Below are 22294 nucleotides of genomic sequence, written 5' to 3'. Positions count from 1 at the left end.
CTCAGCGCGCTCCCTCAAGCAGGATATCGGTCCAGAGCTCCTTTTCGTCTGGCTCCGGGCTGGCCTGGGCGAAGTCGGCGGCCTCCTGCACGATGCCCTTGACCGCGTCGTCGACCTTCTTGAGGTCGGCCTCGGTCACGCCCTGCTCCAGCAGCGCCTTGCGCGCGGTCTCGATGGGGTCGGACTGCTCGCGCATCTTCTGCACTTCCTCCCGGGTGCGGTACTTTGCCGGGTCGGACATGGAATGGCCGCGGTAGCGGTAGGTCTTCATCTCCAGCAGGTAGGGGCCGTTGCCGGCGCGGCAGTGGGCGACGGCGCGCTCACCGGCCTCCTTCACCGCCGCGACGTCCATGCCGTTCACCTGCTCACCCGGGATGCCCCAGGGGGAGGCGTTCTTCGACAGGTCGCGCGACGCACTGGCGCGCTCCACGCTGGTGCCCATGCCGTACTTGTTGTTCTCGATGATGAAGATCACCGGCAGCTTCATCAGCGCCGCCAGGTTGAAGCTCTCGAAGACCTGCCCCTGGTTGGAGGCGCCCTCGCCGAAATAGGTCAGGCTGACGTTCTTGCTGTCCCGGTACCAATTGGCGAAGGCCAGGCCGGTGCCGATCGAGACCTGCGCACCGACGATGCCATGGCCGCCGTAGAAGCCCTTCTCGCGGCTGAACATGTGCATCGAGCCGCCCTTGCCGCGGGAATAGCCGCCCTCGCGTCCGGTCAGCTCGGCCATGACGCCGCGTGCCTCCATGCCCGTCGCCAGCATATGGCCGTGGTCGCGGTAGGAGGTGATGACCTGGTCGCCCGGCTCGAGGCAGGCCTGCATGCCGACGACGACGGCTTCCTGGCCGATATACAGATGGCAGAAGCCGCCGATGAGCCCCATGCCATAGAGCTGCCCGGCCTTTTCCTCGAAGCGGCGGATCAGCAGCATGTCTCGATAGGCCTGAAGGAGCTGGTCCCGCGTCATCGAGGCCTCCTTCGCCGTCCGCATGCGGCGCTTGGCGCCCGCGGTTTCCGCTGCCTGGGCCATCTGGACGGCTCCCTTTCGTCTCCGGTCCCCGTGATCTACGCAACCCGGTGCGCCACGACAAGCGACAGCGAAGTGAAAAAAAGCCCTATGCTGCAACGCAATACGATGATTAACCTCAAGATGGTTAATCAGGAAAGCGGCCGTTTCGCCAGCGTTGGGCAACCGTTGCGGAAAACCGTTTCGCGGCGCAAGAACCGCCAAGGTCAGGGCCGGCGATGCGCATCATCCGCACGCGCCCGGCGGCAGGCACCCTCTCGTGCCACCATCAGACCGAGCGAGAACGGAAAACCGGTGTCGGATGGGGTCCGCCAGCTGCCCGCCCTGGCGTGGCAGGCGGTGCGACATGCCCGGCACCACGGGCGTGGCGCGGCGCGGCAAGCCTCCGCCGGAGCCGCCGCTCACCGCGATGATCCCGCCGGACGCCGCCGCGCTGCGTTGCCCGCCCGATCATGAAGCGGCGCTGCGGGGACCGCGCCAGGAGGAGCCGGACGCTGACGCCGGCCTTCCTTGCCCCGTGCTTCAGACGGCCATGCCGTCCGCATCCTGCGCGGCAGCGCGGGGTCTGCCGTAGCGGTTCACCGGCCGCCGGGACGGCTGGCGCTGGATCGGCGACCGCAGTCCGGCCACGCCGCCGGATTGGAATGGCCTATTGGAACAGCCGCTTGCCCGGTTCGTAGGGGATGACGATCTCGTCCTTGCCGACCAAATTCAGCAAGGTGCGCGCCCGCTCGTCCAACTGGTCGCGGTCGATCCGGTCGCCGCGCAGGCCGGTGACGCGGCGCTCCAGTGCCTCGCGGTCGGCTTCGGCCTTGGCCAGGGTGGCGCGGGCCAGGGCGATGTTCTCCAGCTTCTGCTCGCGCGCCACCAGGCCGAAATCGCCGAGCTGGGCGTTCCAGACGAAATAGCCGCAGAGCGCCGCGAAGGCGACCGGCAGCACGGCATCACGCATCCGGCGCTTCAGCGCGCGGCCAAAGGACATGAAACCACAACCCCAAGCTGTCCGGACGAGAGAGAATCAGTGCCGGCGCGTTTTGGCAAGCAGGATCGTATGCCACAGCGCGTGCCGGATGGGCAGGAAAGGTTGCGGAGGAAAATGCATTCCCTCCCCAGACCCCGCCCTTCCTTTTTGCGGGTTGGCACATGCCGCGCGGCAGGTCCCGGCTCCAGAAGATCGATGAGGGGTCTGGGGAGAATATCTTCCCCCCAACCTTGCTTCCGCTCAGCGCCGCAGGATGGTCCGCCCGGCATAGCGCGCGGCGCTGCCAAGCTGCTGCTCGATCCGGATCAGCTGGTTGTACTTGGCCAGTCGGTCGGACCGCGACAGCGAGCCGGTCTTGATCTGCCCGCAATTGGTGGCGACGGACAGGTCGGCGATGGTCGCGTCCTCGGTCTCGCCCGACCGGTGGCTCATCACCGCGGTGTAGCCGGCGCGATGCGCCATCTCGACCGCTTCCAGCGTCTCGGTCAGGGTGCCGATCTGGTTGACCTTGACCAGGATGGAATTGGCGGTGCCGGTCTGGATGCCCTGGCGCAGGCGCTCCGGGTTGGTGACGAACAGGTCGTCGCCGACCAGCTGGACCTTGGCCCCGAGCTTCTCGGTCAGCAGCTTCCAGCCGGCCCAGTCGTCCTCGGCCATGCCGTCCTCGATCGAGACGATCGGCCACTTGGCGCAGAGCGCGGCAAGGTAGTCGACCATGCCGCCGGCATCGAGGGTCTTGCCCTCGCCTTCCATCACATACTTGCCGTCGTGGAAGAACTCGGTGGAGGCGCAGTCGAGGGCGAACATGACGTCCTCGCCCACCCGGTGGCCGGCGGCCTCGCAAGCCTTGGCGATGAAGGACAGCGCCTCGTCCGCCGAGCCGATATTCGGGGCGAAGCCGCCCTCGTCGCCCACATTGGTGTTGTGGTGGGCGTCGTGCAGCTGCTTCTTCAGCGCCGCGAAGCATTCGGCGCCGATCCGGATGGCGTCGGATGCCGTGCCGGCGGCGACCGGCATGATCATGAATTCCTGGATGTCGATCGGGTTGTCGGCATGCTTGCCGCCGTTGATGATGTTCATCATCGGCACCGGCAGGGTGCGGGCGAAGACGCCGCCGACATAGCGGTAGAGCGGCATCGCCAGGTCCTCGGCCGCCGCCTTGGCCACCGCCAGGCTGACCGCCAGCATGGCGTTCGCACCCAGGCGGGCCTTGTTCGGCGTGCCGTCGAGCTCGATCATCGTCTCGTCGATCTTGACCTGCTCCTCCGGGTCCATGCCGGAGAGAGCGTCGAAGATCTCGCCCTCGACATTGGCGACGGCCTTGAGCACGCCCTTGCCGCCGTAGCGGGCCTTGTCGCCGTCGCGCAGCTCCACCGCCTCATGCGCGCCGGTCGAGGCGCCGGAGGGGACGATGGCGCGGCCGACCGCGCCGGTGTCGAGGTGGACCTCGGCTTCCACGGTCGGGTTGCCGCGCGAATCGAGGACTTCGCGGGCGATGATGTCGACGATGGCGGACATGCGCGTCTCCGGGTCGCTTTGGGTGCGCCGGCCATAAGACGGTCCTGCCCCAGGGGCAAGGGGTTCGGGCGGGATGTCACCCGCACGCGACTCTGCCGGGGCTAGGCGGCGCCGCCGCCGTCACCGCCCGCATCGCCGCCCCCGCCGCCGTCGGAGAGCGCGCCGTCCGGGCCCATGGCAGGGCCCTGGCCGGTGCCCTCCGGCTCCGCGGGCTGCCGCAGGGCGAGGCCCGCGAGCGCCGCGGTGCAGGCCAGGAAGGCCCAGAAGGGCGCGAAGGGGACGAGGCCGAACCCGGCGGCGCCGGCCAGGCCGAGGACGCCCAGCAGCCCGCCGCCCAGCAGGCCCACCGCCATGCCGTGCCGGATCAATTGCGCTGGGCGGCTTCGGCCATGGCGCCGAGCCGCGCCACCGCGGCCTCGAAGGCGGCGACCTTCGGTGCCGCGTCGGGCGCGCCAGCGGCAAGCGCGGCATGCGCCGCCTCCAGCGTGTCGAGCACATCGATCAGGGCGGCGAAGCTGCCCTGGGCGGGGTCGTCGTCGCGCTGGTCGGCAACGCTGCGGAAGATGGTGTAGCGCTCGCCGGGGCCGAGCCGGCGGTCGGCGGCGACGGCGGCGAGGAAGCGCGCCTGGGCGGCATCAAGCCCGTCCCGCCGGGCGCGGAGGGCGCCGCGGGTACCGTCGCCCGGCTCCGCCCCGATCGCCGCCCGCAGCAAGGAGGTGACGGAGGCAAGATGCGGCGCGGCCTCGGCCAGCATGGCGGGGACGTTGGCACCGCGCGTCGCGGCCATGCGGTCGGGCAGGTCGGACAAGGCGGCGATGCCGGCCAGGCCGGCGGCGCGGACCGGCTCGGGCGGCATGGCGCCGCCGGTCTGGCGGACCGCCTGCAGACCGGCATCGGCAGCCTGGGCCAGCAGGGCGCCGGCGGGGCCGGAGCGCGGCTCGATCGGCTCGCCGTCCGCCAGCTGGGCCAGGCCATGGGCATAGTCGCCGAGCGCGGTGACGGCGGGCATCAGCACCTGGCCGGCGGCCTCCGCCGCGCCGGACCCGGCGGCGCCGAGCCGCGGGGCGCCGGCCTGGCGGCCACCGGCGGCGAAGCCGATCGCGGCATCCTCGCGCCGCGCCATGCGCTCGAAGGCATCCATCCGCAGGATCAGGGCGTCGGCGCTGGGGTCGGCGGCTTCCAGCGCGGTGCCGAGCCGGAGGGCCAGCGGCGAGGGCGGGTCCTTCTGCCCTCCTCCGGCACAACCGATGGCCAGCAAGGGCAGGAGAAGGACCAGGCTGCGACGCAAGGGCATGCGGAAGGTGCCTCGATGGGAGGCGGGAAGTGACGCCGGCCGGAGCGCCGGCGTCAAGCTAAGCTGCCGTCATGTTCCCCCCGCCCCGTCGCGGGACGGACCGATCCAGGCCTGCGGGCCAGGCGGCCCTCCGGCCGCGTCAGACCAGCCGCGCCTGGCGGATCGCGGCGCCGATGAAGCCGCGGAACAGCGGATGCGGCTCGAACGGCTTGGAGCGCAATTCGGGGTGGAACTGCACGCCGATGAACCAGGGGTGGTCGGGGTATTCGACGATCTCGGGCAAGGCGCCGTCCGGCGACATGCCGGAGAAGCGGAGCCCCACTTCCTCCAGCCGGTCCTTGTAGTTGACGTTGACCTCGTAACGATGACGGTGGCGCTCGGTGATCTCGGAGGCGCCGCCATAGACCTGCTGCACCAGCGTGCCCTCGGCCAGGCGGGCCAGGTAGGAGCCGAGCCGCATGGTGCCGCCGAGGTCGCCGGCGGCGTTGCGGCGTTCCAGCGCATTGCCGCGCAGCCATTCGGTCATCAGCCCGACGACCGCATGCTCGCAGGGGCCGAATTCGGTCGAGGACGCGCCCTTGAGGCCGACCAGGTTCCGCGCCGCCTCGATCACCGCCATCTGCATGCCGAAGCAGATGCCGAAGAAAGGGACCTTGCGTTCGCGGGCGAAGCGCACGGCTTCGAGCTTGCCGGCGGTGCCGCGCTCACCGAAGCCGCCCGGGACCAGGATGCCGCTGGCGCCTTCGAGCCGCGCGACCGCCTCCTCATCGCGCTCGAAGACCTCCGAGTCGACCCAGTCCAGCTTGACCCGGACATTGTGGGCGATGCCGCCATGGGTCAGCGCCTCGTTCAGCGACTTATAGCTGTCGAGCAGGTTGGTATACTTGCCGACGACGGCGATGGTGACCTCGCCTTCCGGCTGGCGTAGGGAATGGACGATGCCTTCCCAGCGGCGCATGTCGGGCTCGCCATAGGCGCTCAAGCCGAAATGGCGCAGCACTTCCTGGTCCAGGCCTTCGGCATGATACTGCAGCGGCACGCCGTAGATGCTGCTGGCGTCGAGCGCCGGGATGACGCTCTCGGGCCGTACGTTGCAGAAGAGCGCGATCTTGCGGCGCTCGTTCTCCGGGATCGGCCGGTCGCAGCGGCAGAGCAGGATCTGCGGCTGGATACCGAGTCCGAGCAATTCCTTGACCGAATGCTGGGTCGGCTTGGTCTTCAGCTCGCCGGCCGAGCCGATATAAGGCACCAGGGTGAGGTGGACGAAGAGGCTGCGGGTCGGGCCCATCTCGTTGGATAGTTGCCGCATGGCTTCGAGGAAGGGCAGCGATTCGATGTCGCCGACCGTGCCGCCGACCTCGACCAGGACGAAGTCGTAGCCATCGGTCTCGGCCTGGACGACTTCCTTGATCTTGTCGGTGATGTGGGGAATGACCTGGACGGTGCCGCCGAGGTAGTCGCCCCGCCGTTCGGCGGCGATGACGTCGGAATAGATTCGGCCCGTGGTCCAATTGTCAGCCTTGGTGGCGTGGACGCCGGTGAAGCGCTCGTAGTGACCGAGGTCGAGATCGGTCTCCGCGCCGTCGTCGGTGACGAAGACCTCGCCGTGCTGATACGGGGACATCGTCCCGGGATCGACGTTGAGATAGGGGTCGAGCTTGCGCAGCCGCACCTTGTAGCCACGGGCCTGCAACAGCGCGCCGAGCGACGCCGCTGCAATGCCCTTGCCAAGGGAGGAGACCACGCCGCCGGTGATGAATACGAACCGCGCCATGGGTGCCCTGCTTACCGCGTGACGCCCGCCGCTGCTACCCGCAGTGTGAGGGAGCGGCCATGCATTCGCGGGAGATGTGCGAATAAGCCGGCTTGCGCATCGGCGCGGCCATGCCGCAGTCGGTGCGACTCGGCATCAGTTGGTCGGGACGCTGGGTGCGGCGGGGGTCGCCGGCAGCGCGGGGGCGGTGGCGGCCGGCGGCGCGTCGAGGATCGAGCGCGGGCCGGCGGTGCCGCGGCCGAGGATCGCCAGGGTCAGCGACAGCGCGAAGAAGACGGTGCCCAACACGGCCGTGGTGCGGGTGAGCAGGTTCGCGGTGCCGCGGCCGGTCATGAAGCCGCCCATGCCCTGGGAGGAGCCGACGCCGAGCCCGCCACCCTCGGAGCGCTGCAGGAGCACTACGCCGATCAGGGCAAGGGTCACGAAGAGGTGAATGATGAGGAGGACGGTGGCCATGGGCTGCGCGGGTGTCCGGTGCGGCGAGGCTGCGGGTTCTACAGGCTCGCGGCGTCGGAAGCCACCCTTCGCGCAATCCGGCCGCCCCAGGCCGCGCCACGTCCCCGCACCGACCACGACGACCGACCTTCGGAGGTGAACGCGGCACCGCAATGGTTTGCGGCCTGCGGCGCGGCGTTCTGCGTCCAGGCGACATGCCGAGCATCCGGCCGGGGGGGGGTCTAACCTTCCTGGCGCGCTTGGACCCAGATCGGGTCATCCCAGTCACCGAATGACCCGCATGGAGAAATCGACGGAATTCCGATAGTGAATCCCCGCGCTTCCACCAACGCACCGCCTATTCTCGGCCAGCCATTACATTTGCGAATGAACAGTCGTACTGCGGGAAGAATGATGCATGAATTCCTGCACCGATCGAAAAATGCCGATGAAAGGAATGGGACAGATGGCCAGATTCGTGTCGCGGATGCATCGCATGGCAGGCGTGCTGTTCGCCCCTATCGTGGTCGCAGGCTGCGTGTCCCAAAGCGACTACGACGCGCTGCAAGCGGAGAACAACCAGCTGAAACGGCAGCTTGCGGCGCAGTCCGCCACGCTTGCGGCGGAACGTCAGCAGGTCGGCCGGCTACAGGGCGCGATCGCCTACACCGTGAACAGCGACCTGCTGTTCGCCCCAGGCAGCTGGGAGATGCGCGAGAGGGGCAAGCATATCATCGCCGACATGAGCCGGAAGCTGGCGCCGACCCAGCAGAACAAGCTCATCGTCACCGGCTTCACCGACAATGCTCCCATCGGCCCGGCGCTGCAGCGACAAGGCATCACGTCGAACCAGATATTGTCGCAGAAGCGGGCCGAGGCGGTCATGGAGTACCTGATCTCGCAGGGCGTCCGATCCGACATGGTCTCGGCGCGGGGCATGGGTGAGGCGGATCCGGTCGCATCGAACAGTGACGCCAAGGGGCGGGCGCAGAATCGCCGCGTGGTGCTGTCGCTGGCGAACGCCTGAAGCCTCGGCCTCGATGGGTCCGGCGCGGGACTTCGCGTCGGACCGCTGTCCGGCCATCAGGCTGGCGCGATCCTAGGCCTCCACCACCACATAGGCGTCCTCGACCTGCACCGGGAACGTCTCCGCCACATATGGCCCTTCCACCAGCGCCGCCCCCGTTTCCACATGCGCCGCGTACTGCCGCACCTGCACCCGCTTCGGGTCGAACCAGCTTTTCCCCGTGCGGATGTCGAATTCCCAGTAGTGCCAGGGGCAGCGGATCATCTCGCCGCGGCGGCCATAGACGTACACCCCCGGCTCCGGGCTATCGACATGGCCGCTCAGCAGCCCGGCGCAGAGGCTGCCGCCCTGGTGCGGGCAGCGGTCGCTCAGCGCGAAGAACTCGCCGTCCAGATTGAAGACGACGATCCGCTTCCCCTCGGCCTCCACCAGCTTGCGCCCGCCCGGCGGGATCTCGGCGACGGCACAGACGACATGCTTGGGCACGGCAGACTCACAGAAAAAGGGTGGCGGGGTTCGGGGAGGAGGTTCCCCCCTCCCCGATCTTCCTTCAGAGCCCGTAGAGCACCCGCGCATTCCCGCCATAGATCGCCGCCCGCCGCTCCGCCGGCACCACCCCCGGCATCGCGGACCGCGCATCGTCGAAGTCCCAGTGCGGGTAGTCCGAGGCAAACAGGATCCGGTCCCACCCCACCCATTCCATGATGTCGAGCAGGTGGCCGCCGCGCTCCGGCTCCTCCATCGGCTGGGTGGACACCCAGATCTGCTGGCGGATCTGCTGCGACGGCAGGCGCGTGAGGTGCGGCACCTCGGATTTCAGGCTCTTCCAGGCCTGGTCCAGCCGCCAGCCGACCGATGGCAGCCAGGCGAAGCCGCATTCGATCAGGATGATCTTCAGCGCGGGGAAGCGCTCGAGCACGCCCTCCACCACCAGCGAGATCACCTGGTTCTGGCAGGAGGTGGCATGTTCCGACACCTCCTCGATGTAGAAGCTCGGCCAGCCGCCATTGGTCATCGCCCAGCCGCTATAGCCGAAGGCGTGGAAGGCGACGGGCAGGCCGGCCTCGGCCGCGGCCCCGTAGATCGGCCAGTAGCGCGGGTTGCCGGCGGGCTCCGCGGTCCGGCTCATCATCAGGACCTGGCAGAAATTCGGGTCGCCGGCACGCTTGCGGATCTCGGCGGCGGAGGCGATCGGGTCCTCGTAGGGCACCACGATGCTGCCGCGCAGGCGAGGTTCCTTGCGCAGCCAGGCCTCCAGCTGCCACTCGTTCACGGCATGCGCCATGGCGGCGGAGAAGGCGTTGTTGCGGTCGCCCTGCCCGCTCGGCTGCAAGGGGTTCAGCACGCCGATATCGGTGCCGTAATTGTCCAGCAGCTGGAAGCGCAGGAAGTCGAGGTCGGAAGCCGGCGTCCCGCCATTGGGCGGCCAGGCGTCGCGGCGCGAGGCCAGCGGCTGCGCCTTCGGGAAGGGCGGCTGGCCGCCGGTGAAGCCGTGCCGCTGGCGCATGCCCCAGGTCTGCAGGTGCTGCCACCAGCGGTCCGACATGAAGGGCTTGAACTCGGTGATCGCCTTCGGCCGCGGATGGATGTCCACGTCGATGAGGCCGAGCGTGGCGGCGGCCGGCTTGCCGGGCACCTGGATGGGCTGGATGACGTTCATGCGGGCACTCCCTCCCGGATACGGTCGTAGGTCGCAAGCGCGTTCTCGCGCATCAGCTTGGGCATCAGCGAGGCCGGGATGCCGGGCGGCACCGCCGCGTCGCCGTCATATTGCCAGTGTGGCCAGTCGGAGGCCCAGAGCAGCATCTTGTCCGAGCGCAAATGGTCCAGCACGCGTTCCACCGCGTCCGCCGGCGCGTCCAGCGGCTGCACGGTCAGGCGGACCTGGTCGCGGATGATCTCGGCCGGCAGCCGGTCCACCCAGGGGATCTCGAAGCGGACGCCCTTCCAGGTCTTCGACAGCCGCCAGAGGAAGGCAGGCAGCCAGGTGACGCCGGATTCCAGCAGGACGACCTTCAGTTCGGGGTGCTTCACCAGCGCCCCCTCGGTCAGCAGGCTGGCAAGCGTGCTCTGGAATCCCTGCTGGTTGGCGGCGTATTCCTCGAGGTACCAGGAGGTCCAGCCGACCGAGGTCTGCGGATGCCGGTAGGCGCTGCCGGCATGGATGCCGAGCGCCAGGCCGTGCCGCACGCAGGCCTCGTAGATCGGCCAGTATTGCCGCTTGCCCAGCGGGTTCTCCCCCATCACCAGCGCCAGCACTTGGACGAAGCGGCGGTCGGGGCCGAGCCGCTCGATCTCCTCCACCGCCGCGGCGACGTTCTGCATGGGCAGCACGATGGAGGCCCGCAACCGCTCGTCGCGGTCGAGCCATTCCGCCCGGGTCCAATCGTTTAGGGCGCGGGTGAAGGCGACCGCCATGTCCTGGTTGAGGACGAGCTGCACACCATAGAGCGGGTTGAGTATGCCGGTCTCGATGCCGAATCGGTCCAGCACCTGGCCGCGCAGCTGATCCACCGTATCAGCGCCGCGGCCGTTTGCGCCGCGCCAGTCGGCCCGGATGGTCTTCGGCGAGTTCACCGGCCAGGATTGGCTGTCGAGCGTGGTGATCCCGCGCTCCGCCACCTGGTCGGCCCAGAAGGCGTCCATGTAGGGGGTCAATGCCTTCATGCCCGGCACCATGGGATGAAGGTCGCAATCGATCGGGCGATACCCGCTGAACATGCCGTTTCCCGTCCCCCGCGGCCCATGCGGGGGCCGGACTGGTATATCAGCCCGATCGGGGTCCCGCAGCAAGCGGGCTATTGGTCGAGCGACCATCCCCGTGCCCGGTCGCGCGGTGTTCAGGCCTTGTCCGGCAGGGGGAACAGGGTGACAAAGCGCGCTGCCAGGCCGCGGTCGCCCTCGATGCGGATGGTGCCCTCCCCTTCCAGCGCCGCCAGCGGCACGCCGCCATAGATCGCGGCCGCAAGCACCGCCGGCGGGCCGGAGAGGATGAGGTCGGCCGGGGCCGCCGCGCCGGCGGCGATGGCGATCCGGCCCTCGGCGAGGTCGCCGGCGAATTCCTCCTCCCCCAGTCGGAAGCCGATCCGTGCCCGCAGCCCCGCCGCCCGGCCTGGATCGAGCATGGTCCGCAGCGACAGCAGGAAGGACACCGCGCTGATCGGCAGGGTCGGGTCGTGCCGCGGCGACCGTGCCGCCCAGCGGCCGAGCGCCTGGAAGATCGGCTCGCTCCCCATGCCCCAGTCGGTCAGGGCATAGACCTGCACCGCGGCCGGCGGCGGCAGCCGGCGGCGCTGGACGATACACGCGGTCTCCAGTTCCTCCAGCCGCTGGGTCAGGACGGTGGCGCTGATGCCGGGCAGGCTGGCGCGCAGGTCGCCGAAGCGGCGCGGGCCGAGCAGCAACTCGCGCATCACCAGCAGCGCCCAGCGGTCGCCGACCAGGTCGAGCGCATGGGCTGCGGCACAGGCATCCTCGTAGCGGCGTGGCCTCGGCTGAAATTCACTCTGGTTTTTTGACTTCATGGTAGCAATTTATAACTTCATGCAGCAGGCTTGTCGAACCCGATGGGCGAGGACAACCGCATGGCCAAGCTGATTTTCGTCAACCTGCCGGTCGCGGACCTGCCGCGCGCCGTCGCCTTCTACGAAGCCGTGGGCGCGCGGAAAAACCCGCAATTCTCCGACGACACCGCGGCCTGCATGGTGCTGTCCGAGACCATCCACACCATGCTGCTGACGCATGACAAATTCCGCCAATTCACCACCAAGGCGATCCCCGACGCGAAGGCGACCTGCCAGGTGCTGCTCTGCCTCTCGGCCGAGAGCCGCGCCGAGGTGGACGGCATCGTCGAGCGCGCCGGTGCGGCCGGCGGCACCATGGATCCCGGCTTCAAGCAGGACCACGGCTGGATGTACGGCCGCGGCTTCGAGGATCCGGACGGCCATATCTGGGAAGTCATGTGGATGGATATGGCGGCCGCCGCAACGGCCATGGCGAAGGGCTGACCACATGGCGACGCTCGCGCCCTGCGCCTGGGTCCCCGGGAAGGCCGAGGGCGCCGCCGCCTTCTACCTCGCCGCCTTCCGGCGCGCCGGCCAGCCGGCCGAGATCCACGGCCGCATGCGGATGGGCGCCGAGGGCACGCTGATCGCGGTCACCGTGGCGCTCGCGGGGTAGGAGGTGATCCTGTTCGACCCGCCCGCCGAGGTGGCGCATGGCCACGCCATCTCGCTCTTCCTCACCTGCGCGACGCAGGCCGAGGTCGACGCGCTGTGGGACGGGCTGCTGGAAGGCGGCAAGCCGGTCCAGTGCGGCTGGCTGACCGACCGCTACGGGGTTTCCTGGCAGGTCGTCCCCAGCCCGGTCGGCGACCTGCTGCAGGAAGCCGATGCGGACCAGGCCGGGCGGGTGAAGCAGGCGATCGAGGGCATGGTGAAGATCGACCTGGCGACGCTGGAAGCCGCGTTCCGGGGATAGCCAAATTGCGAGGAGGAGACCACAGGATGCGCGTGATGGTTCTGGTGAAGGCGACGCCGGACAGCGAAGCCGGCCTGCTGCCCTCGACCGAGTTGCTCGAGGCCATGGGACGGTTCAACCAGGAATTGGCCGATGCCGGCATCCTGCTGGCCGGCGAGGGCCTGCATCCTTCCGCCCGCGGCAAGCGCGTGGCCTTCGACGGCGCGTCCCGCACCGTGGTCGACGGCCCCTTCGGGGCGACCGGCGAACTCGTCGCCGGCTTCTGGCTGTGGCAGGTCGAGGACATGGCGGAGGCGGTGGCCTGGGTGAAGCGCTGCCCCAACCCGATGCCCGGCCCGAGCGAGATCGAGATCCGCCCGCTCTTCGAGATGGCGGATTTCGGCGTGGCCATGACGCCGGAGATCGCCGCGGCGGAAGCCAGGCTCCGCGACCAGGTGGCCGGGGAGTAAGGTTGGGGAGAGAACGGCATTCCCTCCCCAAGCACGAATGTCTCCTTGGCCTTCCTTTTCGTGGGTCCGGCACCCGCCGCGCGGCCGATGCCAACCCACAGAAACAGAGGAGGGTCCAGGGAGGATACTTCCTCCCCGGCCTTTGCTTCTTCCACTCAATTACAACGAGGCCCGGCTACGCCGCCGGCGGGGTAATCCCGAGCCGCGCCAGCCGCGTCGCCGCCGCGGCATTGACCGCGTGGTCCGGCACTTCGCCGCGGGCCAGCGCCGTCACCTGCCGCACCGTGTCGAAGGCCTGGTGCTCGATAGCGGCCGGGGTCAGGCCGCCGACATGCGGCGTGGCGATGACCTTCGGGTGTGCTGCCAAGGATGGCGTCGGCATCTGGTCCGGCGCCCGGCCGACATCCATCGCCGCGCCGGCCAGCTGGCCGCTGTCCAGCGCCGCCAGCAGCGCCGCCTCCTCCACCAGGTTGCCGCGCGAGGGGTTGAGGAAGAAGGCGCCGCGCCGCATCCGGGCAAAGGCGGCGGCATCCATCAGATTCTCGGTCTGCTCGTTGGCGACGGCGAGGCAGACGACGAAGTCGCTCCCCGCCAGCAGCGCCTCCAGCGGGACATGTTCGAGCCGCGGATCCTCCGGCGCCGCATGCGGGTCCGCCACCAGCACCCGCATCCCCAGCGCCAGGCCGAGCGGCGCCAGGTACCGCCCGATCGCGCCATGGCCGATGATGCCCAGCGTCGCGCCGTTGAGCTGACGCCCCATCCGCGCCGCCGGCACCGCGCCGCGATGGTAGCTGGCCGCCGCGTCACTGACGCCGCGCGCCAGGTCGACCATCTGCCCCACCACCAGCTCGGCGACCGAGGGGATGAAGCCCGGCGTCGCCTGGGTCACCAGCACGCCGGCGGCACTCGCCGCCGCGACGTCCACGTTGCGGATATCGACCGCGCAGCGCAGGAAGGCGACCAAGTCGGGGGCGTGGCGGAAGGTTTCGGCCTCGCCCGGGGACTGGCGGTAGCTGACGATCGCCTCGCAGCCGGCGGCGGCCTCGGCCAGTTCCCGCCCGGCCAAGTGCCGGCCGGTCTGGTTCAGCCGGACCTGGGCGACCTGGCGCAGCGCGGCCAGGGCCCCTTCGCCGTAGTAGTTCGCCAGCGCATCGGCGGTATGGGTCAGGTAGACCTGCATGGCGCATCCCTCGTCCGTTGCCGCATCCCTCCCATGCCGGTCCCAGGGGCGCAACGCGGCTTGGCCGGCGCGGCGCGGCGTGGTGGATTGGCGCCATGCCCCATCCCCTCCCCGCCATCCTCGCCCACCTCGACGACACCGCCGCCGCTGCCGAGGCGCGGCTGCTCGACTGGCTCCGCATCCCCAGCATCAGCGCCCAGCCGGCCCATGCCGGCGACTGCCTGCGCGCCGCCGGCTGGGTGCGCGACGAATTGCAGGGCATGGGGTTCGCCGCCGAGGTCCGCCCGACCGCCGGCCACCCCGTGGTGGTCGCCCACCATCCCGGCCCGGGCGGCGCCACGCCGCATCTGCTGTTCTACGGCCATTACGACGTGCAGCCGGCCGACCCGCTGGCGCTCTGGACCTCGCCGCCCTTCGACCCGGTGGTGGTCGAGGGCCCGCACGGCCCGCGCGTGGTCGCCCGCGGCGCGGTGGACGACAAGGGCCAGTGCAGCATGTGGCTGGACGCGCTGCGCGCCTGGCACGCGGTGGCCGGCGGCCCGCCCTGCCGCATCACCGTGCTGATCGAGGGCGAGGAGGAGGTCGGCAGCCCCAGCCTCGACGCCTTCCTCGCCGCCAACCGCGATGCGCTGAAGGCCGATGTCGCCATCGTCAGCGACACCGGCATGTGGGACATCGACACGCCGGCGATCACCACCAGCCTGCGCGGCATGGTCTATGCGCAGGTCGACCTGAAGGCGGCTTCGCGCGACCTGCACAGCGGGATCTATGGCGGCGCCGCGCGCAACCCGATCAACCTGCTGAGCCGGATCATGGGCGGCCTGCACGACGAGGACGGCCGCGTGCAGCTGCCCGGCTTCTACGACGGGGTGCGGGAGCTGACCAACGCGCAGCGCGTCGAATGGGACGGCTTGGGCTTCGACGAGGCGGAGTTCCTCGGCGAGATCGGCCTGTCCGTCCCGGCCGGCGAGCGCGGCCGCGGCGCGCTGGAACGGATGTGGGCCAGGCCGACCGCCGACCTGAACGGCATCTGGGGCGGCTATACCGGCGACGGGAGCAAGACGGTGATCGCGGCGGAGGCCCATGCCAAGCTCTCCTGCCGCCTGGTCCCCGGCCAGGACCCGCAGCAGGTCGCCGAGAGCATCCGCCGCTTCGTCGCCGACCGCCTGCCGGCCGACTGCACCGCCGAGGTCCAGGTATTCAGCACCACGCCGGGAATCGAGGTGGCGGCCGACAGCCCCTGGGTGCGCGCCGCCCGCACGGCGCTGACTGCGGAATACGGCAAGCCCGCGGTGCTGATGGGCTGCGGCGGCTCGATCCCGGTGGTCGAGAGCATGCAGCGGCTGCTCGGCCTGGACAGCCTTCTGGTCGGCTTCGGGCTGACCGATGACCAGGTGCACAGCCCGAACGAGAAATTCGAGTTCCGCTGCCTGCACAAGGGCGCCCGCAGCCATGCGCGGCTGCTGGCGGAGATCGCCGGGCGTGCTGCCTGAAGCGCGGGATGCGCGGGCCTGACCCGCGCATCCCGTCGCCTGCCGGCGCGGATGCTGCCCAGGGTGTGCTCGGCCGAGGCGGACCCATCGAAAGACGTGAATCACACGGCGGAACAATAACCTGGAGTCGGTCAGGCGCCTCCAACGGCGCCTGGCAGATTCTAGGGCAGCACCTTCCCCGGGTTCATCCGCCCGTCCGGGTCGAACGCCGCCTTCACCGTCCGCATCAGGTCGAGAGCCACCTGGTTCTTGTGCGTCGCCATGGCATGGCGCTTCGATTGCCCGATGCCGTGCTCGGCCGAGAAGCTGCCGCCGAGCGAGACCGCGATGGCGTTCACCAGCGGCTCCATCTCCCCCGCATGCGCCACCCAGGCGGCGCGGTCCCCCGCCCAGCCTTCCGGCGCATGCAGCGACAGGTGGATGTTGCCGTCGCCGGCATGGCCGATCGCCGCCATGCGGCCTTCCGGCCAGCGCGCTTTCAGCGCCCGCTCCGCCGCGTTGACGAAATCCGGCACCGCCGAGACCGGCACGGAGGTATCCGTGCCGACCGCCGGGCTGTCGCGGCGCGAGCAGTCCGGGTAGTCCTCGCGGATCTTCCAGATCATGGCGCGCTGCGCCTCGCTCTCGGCGATCACCGCATCGCTCGCCTCGCCGCTTTCGAGTGCGGCGCCCAGCGCCTCCTCCAGCATGTCGCGCAGCGGCACGCTTTCATGCGCCGCGGCGATCTCGACCATGACATACCAGGGCGCCTCCAGCGGCAGCGGCATGCGCAGGCCCACGCCGTGCTTCGCCGCCATCTGCATGCAGAAGCGGGCGCAGAGCTCGAAGCCGATCAGCTCGGCGCCGCTGCCCATGACGCGGGAGAAGAGCGACAGCGCCGCATCGGGGCTGGGCACCGCGACGAAGGCGCTCTCGACCCGCTTCAGCGCCGGGACCATGCGCAGGGCCGCCGCGGTGATGACGCCGAGCGTCCCCTCCCCGCCGATGAACAGGTGCCGCAGCGCGTAGCCGCTGTTGTCCTTCCGGACGCGCCGCAAATCGTCCAGCACGCGGCCATCCGGCAGCACCACCTCCAGCCCCAATACCAGTTCGCGCGCATTGCCCCAGCGCAGGGTGCGGATGCCGCCCGCATTGGTCGAGAGCATGCCGCCGATCTGCGCCGTGCCCTGCGCGCCCCATTGGATCGGGAAGAGCCTCCCGGCCTCGGCCGCCGCCGCCTGCACCGTCTGCACCACGCAGCCGGCCTCCGCCACCAGGGAGAAATCGCGCGCATCGACATGGCGGATGCGGTTGAGCCGTTCCAGCGACAGCACCACCGCGGGCGGCCCGTTCGCCGCCGGCACCGCGCCGCCTGCCAGCCCGGTGCGGCCGCCGGCCGGGACGATGGCAAGCCCCATGGCGCCGCAACGCCGCACCACCTCGGCCACCTCGGCCGTGCTGCCGGGGCGGGCGACCGCCACCGGCTGGCCGCGATAGGCGCCGCGCCAGTCGACGGCATAGGGGGAGAGGTCCTGCGCTTCGTGGAGGACGTTCCTGGGGCCGACGGCGTCGGCCAGCATGTCGAGCGGGCTCATTATGCCGCCATCCTCCGCCGCGCACGCCGCCGCTTCAACCCCCCTGGCCGTGTGCGGCATGCTGCGCTTCACTGCCGGCGGAACAACGGGGAATGCTGCGATGCACAAGGGAATCGGCCGATGAGCGACGGCGTGCCGCTCAGCGCGGACTACATCGTGGTGGGCGCCGGCTCGGCCGGTTGCGCCGTCGCCGCGCGGCTGTCGGAGGACCCCTCCGTCCGCGTCGTCCTGCTGGAAGCCGGCGCCCGAGACCGGAATCCCTGGCTGCATGTGCCGATCGGCTATGCCAAGACCATGTACCATCCGACCCTGTCCTGGAACCTGGTGACGGAGCCGGAGCCGGAACTCGAGAACCGCCGCATCCCCTGGCCGCGCGGCCGTACCCTCGGCGGGTCCTCGGCGATCAACGGGCTGCTCTACGTGCGCGGCCAGCACGCGGACTACGACCACTGGCGGCAGCTGGGCTGCACCGGCTGGTCCTTCGAGGACGTGCTGCCCTATTTCCGCCGCTCCGAGGACCAGGAACGCGGCGCCTCCGACCTGCACGGCAAGGGCGGGCCGCTGGCGGTCTCCGACCTGCGCGAGCGCAACCCGCTGGCGCTGGCCTTCATCGACGCCGCCGCCGAGCTCGGCTTCCCGCGCAACGACGACTTCAACGGCGCGACCCAGGAGGGCGCCGGCTTCTTCCAGGTGACCGCGCGCAACGGCTGGCGCTGTTCCTCCGCCACCGCCTACCTGAAGCCGGCCCGCAACCGGCCCAACCTGATCGTCGTGACCGACGCGCACAGCAACGGGCTGGTGATGGAAGGCCGCCGCGCCGCCGGCGTCTCCTTCACCCGGCACGGCGCGAAACTGACCATCAAGGCGGCGCGCGAGGTGATCCTCTCGGCCGGCGCCATCGCCTCGCCGCATCTGCTGCTGCTGTCGGGCATCGGGCCGGCGGCGCACCTGCAGGAGATCGGCGTGCCGGTGGTGCACGACCTGGTCCAGGTCGGCCGCAACCTGCAGGACCATTTCCAGGCGCGGCTGGCCTTCCGGGTGAAGGGGCCGGGCAGCCTGAACAAGCGGGTCGCCAGCCTCTTCGGCAAGGCGCTGATGGGCGCCGAATTCGCGCTCCGCCGCACCGGCCCGCTGACCGTCAGCGCCGGCACCGCGGGCCTCTTTGCCCGCGTGCTGCCGGGCAGCGAGACGCCCGACGTGCAGTACCATTTCCTGCCCTTCAGCACCGCGAAGACGATGATGGAACTGCACGACTTCCCCGGCATGACCATCAGCGCCTGCCAGCTCCGCCCGGAAAGCCGCGGCAGCATCACGCTGGCCAGCCCGGACCCGATGCAGAAGGCGCTGATCCACGCCAACTATTTGGCGACCGAGACCGACCGGCGCTGCATGGTGGAGGGCATCAAGCTCGGCCGGCGGCTGGCGCAGGCCCGCGCCTTCGCCGGCATCGTCGAGGAGGAGATCGTCCCCGGCGACGCGGCGGCGAGCGACGAGGACATCCTCGGCCACATCCGCCGCACCGGCAACACGATCTACCACCCGAGCGGCACCTGCCGCATGGGCGGCGACCCCGCCAGCGTGGTGGACCCGGAGCTGCGCGTGCGCGGGATCGAGGGATTGCGCGTGGCCGATGCCGCGGTGATGCCGACCGTGGTCTCCGGCAACACCAACGCGCCCAGCATCATGATCGGCGAGAAATGCGCCGACATGGTCAAGGCCGCCGCCAGGCAGCGCCTGGCCGCCTGAGCCTCAGGCCTCGAAGCCGGCCATCGCCGCCTGCCACTCGGCGGCGGCGAGGCTTTCCTCGATCGCCAGCAGCTCCGTCGCCAGGGCGCCGCGCGGGTCGCGCTCGACGCCCTCGTCGATGCAGCGCTTGGCCAGGCGCAGCGCGGATCGCGGGGCCCTGGCGATGGTGGCGGCGATCTCCTCCAGCGCCGCCTCCAGCCCCGCCGCGTCGACCAGCCGCGTCACCAACCCATGCGCCAGCGCCTCCCCGGCCGACAGCACCCGCCCGGTCAGCATCATGTCCTTGGCCAGCCGCTTGCCGAGCACCCGCGGCAGCCGCTGCGTCGCGCCCACCGTGCCCCACAGCGCCTCCGGCGTGCGGAAGCTGGCGGCCGGCGTGGCCACGACGAAGTCGCAGGCCGCGGCGATCTCGCAGCCGGAGCCGACCGCCGGCCCTTCCACCACCGCGACCACCGGCATCGGCAGGGCCTCGACCGCGGCATAGGCGGCGAAGCCCTTCAGCCGGCGGGCGCGCACCTGGTCGTCGCCCATCCCCTGGCGTTCCTTCAGGTCGGCGCCGGCGCAGAAGACCGGGCCCGCGGCGCGGACCAGCACCAGCCGTGCGTCCTCCGTGGCCGCACGCCGGCAGGCGTCGGCCAAGGCCGCCGCCATCGCCAGGTTGAAGGCGTTGCGCGCCGCCGGCCGGTTCAGCCGCAGCGTGGCGACGCCACGCGCATCCGCTTCGTACAGCACCGTGTCGTTCATCACCGGACCCCTGCCGCGTCGATCATCGCCTTGATGCCGCGCAGGCTCTCCGGCCCATAGGCCGCCGAAGCGGCCGCCAGGGCACAGGCCTCCTCCAGCAGCGCATCCGGCGCCACCACGCGGTTGACCAGCCGCAGCGCCCGCGCCTCCGCCGCATCCAGCATGCGGCCGGTCGCCAGCACCTCGAAGGCATCCTTCGGCCCGAGATGGCGCAGCAATTGCGGCATGACCAGCGCCGGCCAGATGCCGTGCCGCGCCTCCGGCCAGGTGAACAGCGCATCCTCGGCCGCCACCACCATGTCGCAGCCCAGCATCAGCGAGGCGCCCATCCCCACCACGCGGCCGTGCACCGCGGCGACCACCGGCTTGGCCATCGCGCCGGGTGCGGCCAGCACCGCATCGGCCAGCGTCGCCCTCGCCTGCCAGGCGGCCGGATCATCGGCCAGCAGGCGCCGCTCCTCCAGGTCCCCACCGGCGCAGAAGCCGGCCCCCTCCCCGGCCAGCACAACGGCGGCCACGGCGTCATCGTCCTCGGCCGCCCGCAGCCCCGCCACCAACGCCGCACAGAGCGCCATGCTGAGCGCATTGCGCCTTTCCGGGCGGTTCAGCCGCAGCAGCAGCACGGAGCCGCGCATCTCGCTCAACAGGATCATGAGCCGGACGCTACCGGTGAGCCGCCGGCTGTCAACGCGGGTGCGGCAAGAGAAGAACCGGGAGGAGGTATTCCCCCGGGCCCCATCTATTCCTTTGGGCTTGCCCGGATCACCTTCGAGTCCAGGCGACGGCCAAGAAGCTGTTCCGCGGCCAGGCCGGCGGCAGCCACCGCGGTCATGTCCAAGCCAGTCGCGTAGCCCATCGCCTCCAGCGCCGTCGCCAGATCCTCGGTGCAGGTATTGCCGGTGAAACCCTCGCCATAGGCGATGCGCGACGGATGGCCACCGGTGCCGCCCAGCGCGCAATCGGCATGGGTCAGCCCGGCCTCGATCGCCGCCAGCGTGTTCGCCACGCCGGTGCCGCGGCTGTCGTGGAAATGCGCGATGAAGGTCGCCGTCGGCAGCGCGCCATGCAGCCAGCCGATCAGGTCGCGCACCCGCGGCGGCGTGGCACTGCCGATGGTGTCGCCGATCGCGATCCGCGTCACGCCGAGCGAGGCAAAGCGCTCGGCATCCTCCAGCACCCGCTCCTGCGGCGTGCGGCCGTCGAAGGGGCAGTCGAAGGCGACGCTGATCGTGCCGACCAGGGTGAAGGCATCCCGGCCCAGCGCCGCCATCTCCGCCACGTTCGCCCATTGCGCCTCGCGCGAGCGCTTCAAGTTGCGCTGCGAATGCCCCTCGCTGGCCGAGACCAGCAGCGAGATCTCCTCCGGCCCCCAGCCGGCCTCGCGCGCCGCCAGCGCCCGCTTCACCGCCTGCGGATTCGGGCAGGTCGCCTTGAACAGCACGCCGGGCCGCCGTCGCACCCCGCGCAGCACCGCCTCGGCATCGGCGAATTGCGGCACCTGCTGCGGATGCGCGAAGCTGGTGATCTCGATCCGGCGGAAGCCGCAATCGGCGATGCGGTCGATCATCGCGATCTTCGCCTCGGCGGGGATGATCGCTTCCTCATGCTGCAGCCCGTCGCGGGCGAAGCATTCGCACAGGACGATGCCGGGCCCCTCGGGCGCCGCACTTCCGGCGATCTCCTCCATCTCGGCAGCGGTCGGCAGGTCGCTCATCGATGCAGGTCCTTCAGGATGGCGATGGCAGCTTCGGGGTCGCGCGCGACATGCGCGCCGCCGGCGGCGAGTGCCGCCAGCTTGGCTGCCGCGGTCTCGCGTTCGGCGCCGGCCAGCGCGCCGGCATGGCCCATGCGCTTGCCCGGCGGCGCATGCCGCCCGACCAGCATTGCGACGACGGGCTTGGCGCAGCCGCGGATGGCTTCGGACAGGGCATATTCCTTGTCGCCGCCGATCTCGCCGCAATAGAAGACGGCGGAAATACCCGGGTCGTCCGCCAGCGCCGCCAGCCATTCATGCGGGTTGCGGCCGCAGACCGTGTCGCCGCCGATATGCGCCACCACGCGCTGGCCGATCCCGGCCGCGGTCAGCAGCCGCGCCATGGTCAGGGTCAGCGTGCCGCTGCGGCACAGCACGGCGACCGAGCCAGGGGCGCAGAAGGACGGCGCGATCGAGCCCAGCAGCCCGACGCCGGGCACGCAGAGCCCGAGGGTGTTCGGCCCCACCATCCACGACCCCGCCGCCCGCGCCGCCTGCGCCGCGCGCAGCCCGTCATGCACCGGCACGTATTCCGCCGCGACCACGATGCTCGGGATGCCCGCCGCGGCGCGCACCGCATCGAGCACGCCCTCGGGCGGCGTGTAGATCACCGCGGCATCCGCCGGTTCCGGCAGGTCGCGCAGGTCGTCGTACAGCGGCAGCCCGTCCACCACCTCCCCGCCACGCCCGAGCGCGATGCCGGCGACGAGGCTGGTCCCCGCGTCCCGCATCGAGGCCACCTGGGCCGCGGCGTAGCGGCCGGTCGGGTTGAACACCACGACGCGACGGGGGAAGCTGCGGAGGAAGGGTGCGGTCATC

General features: G+C 70.6%; 24 protein-coding genes. 7 read left to right on the top strand and 17 right to left on the bottom strand.

Going from position 1 to position 22294, the window contains the following annotated elements:
* Position 1 precedes the first annotated feature (1 nt).
* The 7 genes from pdhA to secG all read right to left on the bottom strand — a co-directional run bounded on the left by pdhA (position 2) and on the right by secG (position 7051).
* Positions 2–1030: a pyruvate dehydrogenase (acetyl-transferring) E1 component subunit alpha gene (gene pdhA, locus ACFQS7_RS05630; protein WP_380066037.1), complete on the bottom strand. Its 1029-nt coding sequence runs from the start codon at positions 1028–1030 to the stop codon at positions 2–4.
* A gap of 646 nt (positions 1031–1676) precedes the next feature.
* The gene (locus tag ACFQS7_RS05625; RefSeq protein WP_380066036.1) at positions 1677–2009 is read right to left on the bottom strand and encodes a septum formation initiator family protein; all 333 of its coding nucleotides are present in this window, start codon (positions 2007–2009) and stop codon (positions 1677–1679) included.
* 240 nt (positions 2010–2249) lie between these two features.
* Entirely contained in the window at positions 2250–3527 is a 1278-nt protein-coding gene (eno, locus tag ACFQS7_RS05620) for a phosphopyruvate hydratase (protein ID WP_380066035.1), read from the bottom strand.
* A 101-nt stretch (positions 3528–3628) separates the two neighbouring features.
* Positions 3629–3880 (bottom strand): hypothetical protein, encoded by a 252-nt coding sequence (locus ACFQS7_RS05615; RefSeq protein WP_380066034.1) that lies wholly within the window; start codon positions 3878–3880, stop codon positions 3629–3631.
* 11 nt (positions 3881–3891) lie between these two features.
* Positions 3892–4821: a hypothetical protein gene (locus tag ACFQS7_RS05610; protein ID WP_380066033.1), complete on the bottom strand. Its 930-nt coding sequence runs from the start codon at positions 4819–4821 to the stop codon at positions 3892–3894.
* 139 nt (positions 4822–4960) lie between these two features.
* Positions 4961–6595 carry a CTP synthase gene (locus tag ACFQS7_RS05605; RefSeq protein ID WP_380066032.1) on the bottom strand — a complete coding sequence of 545 codons (1635 nt, stop codon included), beginning with the start codon at positions 6593–6595 and terminating at the stop codon, positions 4961–4963.
* 135 nt (positions 6596–6730) lie between these two features.
* Positions 6731–7051 (bottom strand): preprotein translocase subunit SecG, encoded by a 321-nt coding sequence (secG, locus tag ACFQS7_RS05600; protein ID WP_380066031.1) that lies wholly within the window; start codon positions 7049–7051, stop codon positions 6731–6733.
* Positions 7052–7448: 397 nt separating this feature from the next.
* Here secG and ACFQS7_RS05595 point away from each other — a divergent pair, with 397 nt between their 5' ends.
* Entirely contained in the window at positions 7449–8057 is a 609-nt protein-coding gene (locus tag ACFQS7_RS05595) for an OmpA family protein (RefSeq protein ID WP_380066030.1), read from the top strand.
* Positions 8058–8129: 72 nt separating this feature from the next.
* Here the strand turns inward: ACFQS7_RS05595 and ACFQS7_RS05590 are convergent, their stop codons facing one another.
* The 4 genes from ACFQS7_RS05590 to ACFQS7_RS05575 all read right to left on the bottom strand — a co-directional run bounded on the left by ACFQS7_RS05590 (position 8130) and on the right by ACFQS7_RS05575 (position 11581).
* Positions 8130–8543 carry a Rieske (2Fe-2S) protein gene (locus tag ACFQS7_RS05590; protein ID WP_380066029.1) on the bottom strand — a complete coding sequence of 138 codons (414 nt, stop codon included), beginning with the start codon at positions 8541–8543 and terminating at the stop codon, positions 8130–8132.
* A gap of 64 nt (positions 8544–8607) precedes the next feature.
* Positions 8608–9717 carry an amidohydrolase family protein gene (locus tag ACFQS7_RS05585; RefSeq protein WP_380066028.1) on the bottom strand — a complete coding sequence of 370 codons (1110 nt, stop codon included), beginning with the start codon at positions 9715–9717 and terminating at the stop codon, positions 8608–8610.
* The gene (locus ACFQS7_RS05580; RefSeq protein ID WP_380066027.1) at positions 9714–10778 is read right to left on the bottom strand and encodes an amidohydrolase family protein; all 1065 of its coding nucleotides are present in this window, start codon (positions 10776–10778) and stop codon (positions 9714–9716) included. Before ACFQS7_RS05580 ends, ACFQS7_RS05585 begins: the two co-directional genes overlap by 4 nt.
* Before the next feature lie 119 nt (positions 10779–10897).
* On the bottom strand, positions 10898–11581 hold the full coding sequence (locus tag ACFQS7_RS05575) for a winged helix-turn-helix transcriptional regulator (RefSeq protein ID WP_380066026.1): 684 nt from the start codon (positions 11579–11581) through the stop codon (positions 10898–10900).
* A 60-nt stretch (positions 11582–11641) separates the two neighbouring features.
* Here ACFQS7_RS05575 and ACFQS7_RS05570 point away from each other — a divergent pair, with 60 nt between their 5' ends.
* From ACFQS7_RS05570 to ACFQS7_RS05555, 4 genes are read left to right on the top strand one after another with little or no spacing between them, the layout of a single operon-like run.
* Positions 11642–12064 (top strand): VOC family protein, encoded by a 423-nt coding sequence (locus tag ACFQS7_RS05570; protein ID WP_380066025.1) that lies wholly within the window; start codon positions 11642–11644, stop codon positions 12062–12064.
* 4 nt (positions 12065–12068) lie between these two features.
* The gene (locus ACFQS7_RS05565; protein ID WP_380066024.1) at positions 12069–12236 is read left to right on the top strand and encodes a hypothetical protein; all 168 of its coding nucleotides are present in this window, start codon (positions 12069–12071) and stop codon (positions 12234–12236) included.
* 3 nt (positions 12237–12239) lie between these two features.
* Positions 12240–12536 (top strand): VOC family protein, encoded by a 297-nt coding sequence (locus ACFQS7_RS05560; RefSeq protein WP_380066023.1) that lies wholly within the window; start codon positions 12240–12242, stop codon positions 12534–12536.
* A gap of 26 nt (positions 12537–12562) precedes the next feature.
* Complete coding sequence (locus ACFQS7_RS05555; protein ID WP_380066022.1) at positions 12563–12985, top strand: YciI family protein; 423 nt, start codon at positions 12563–12565, stop codon at positions 12983–12985.
* Between the two features lie 175 nt (positions 12986–13160).
* Here ACFQS7_RS05555 and ACFQS7_RS05550 read toward each other — a convergent pair whose 3' ends face one another.
* The gene (locus ACFQS7_RS05550) at positions 13161–14165 is read right to left on the bottom strand and encodes an NAD(P)-dependent oxidoreductase (protein ID WP_380066021.1); all 1005 of its coding nucleotides are present in this window, start codon (positions 14163–14165) and stop codon (positions 13161–13163) included.
* A 95-nt stretch (positions 14166–14260) separates the two neighbouring features.
* Here ACFQS7_RS05550 and ACFQS7_RS05545 point away from each other — a divergent pair, with 95 nt between their 5' ends.
* Positions 14261–15658, top strand: coding sequence for a dipeptidase (locus tag ACFQS7_RS05545; RefSeq protein WP_380066020.1), 1398 nt, complete (start codon positions 14261–14263; stop codon positions 15656–15658).
* A 161-nt stretch (positions 15659–15819) separates the two neighbouring features.
* On the opposite strand, the gene ACFQS7_RS05540 is transcribed toward ACFQS7_RS05545, so the two are convergent.
* Positions 15820–17232 (bottom strand): FAD-binding oxidoreductase, encoded by a 1413-nt coding sequence (locus ACFQS7_RS05540; protein WP_380066019.1) that lies wholly within the window; start codon positions 17230–17232, stop codon positions 15820–15822.
* A 120-nt stretch (positions 17233–17352) separates the two neighbouring features.
* Here ACFQS7_RS05540 and ACFQS7_RS05535 point away from each other — a divergent pair, with 120 nt between their 5' ends.
* On the top strand, positions 17353–18978 hold the full coding sequence (locus ACFQS7_RS05535) for a GMC family oxidoreductase (RefSeq protein ID WP_380066018.1): 1626 nt from the start codon (positions 17353–17355) through the stop codon (positions 18976–18978).
* 3 nt (positions 18979–18981) lie between these two features.
* Here the strand turns inward: ACFQS7_RS05535 and ACFQS7_RS05530 are convergent, their stop codons facing one another.
* The 4 genes from ACFQS7_RS05530 to ACFQS7_RS05515 form a co-directional block, all read right to left on the bottom strand.
* Positions 18982–19722 carry an enoyl-CoA hydratase/isomerase family protein gene (locus ACFQS7_RS05530; protein ID WP_380066017.1) on the bottom strand — a complete coding sequence of 247 codons (741 nt, stop codon included), beginning with the start codon at positions 19720–19722 and terminating at the stop codon, positions 18982–18984.
* Positions 19722–20375 carry an enoyl-CoA hydratase/isomerase family protein gene (locus tag ACFQS7_RS05525; RefSeq protein WP_380066016.1) on the bottom strand — a complete coding sequence of 218 codons (654 nt, stop codon included), beginning with the start codon at positions 20373–20375 and terminating at the stop codon, positions 19722–19724. The genes ACFQS7_RS05530 and ACFQS7_RS05525 overlap by 1 nt, the downstream gene beginning before the upstream one ends.
* A gap of 86 nt (positions 20376–20461) precedes the next feature.
* A complete protein-coding gene (locus tag ACFQS7_RS05520; protein ID WP_380066015.1) occupies positions 20462–21436 on the bottom strand; it encodes a hydroxymethylglutaryl-CoA lyase in 975 nt (324 codons plus the stop codon).
* Complete coding sequence (locus ACFQS7_RS05515) at positions 21433–22293, bottom strand: CoA-binding protein (RefSeq protein ID WP_380066014.1); 861 nt, start codon at positions 22291–22293, stop codon at positions 21433–21435. The genes ACFQS7_RS05520 and ACFQS7_RS05515 overlap by 4 nt, the downstream gene beginning before the upstream one ends.
* Position 22294 lies beyond the last annotated feature (1 nt).

It is taken from the genome of Dankookia sp. GCM10030260 (assembly GCF_042666655.1).
Taxonomy (GTDB): Bacteria; Pseudomonadota; Alphaproteobacteria; order Acetobacterales; family Acetobacteraceae; genus Paracraurococcus.
This window is presented reverse-complemented; position numbering and strand designations above follow the sequence as displayed.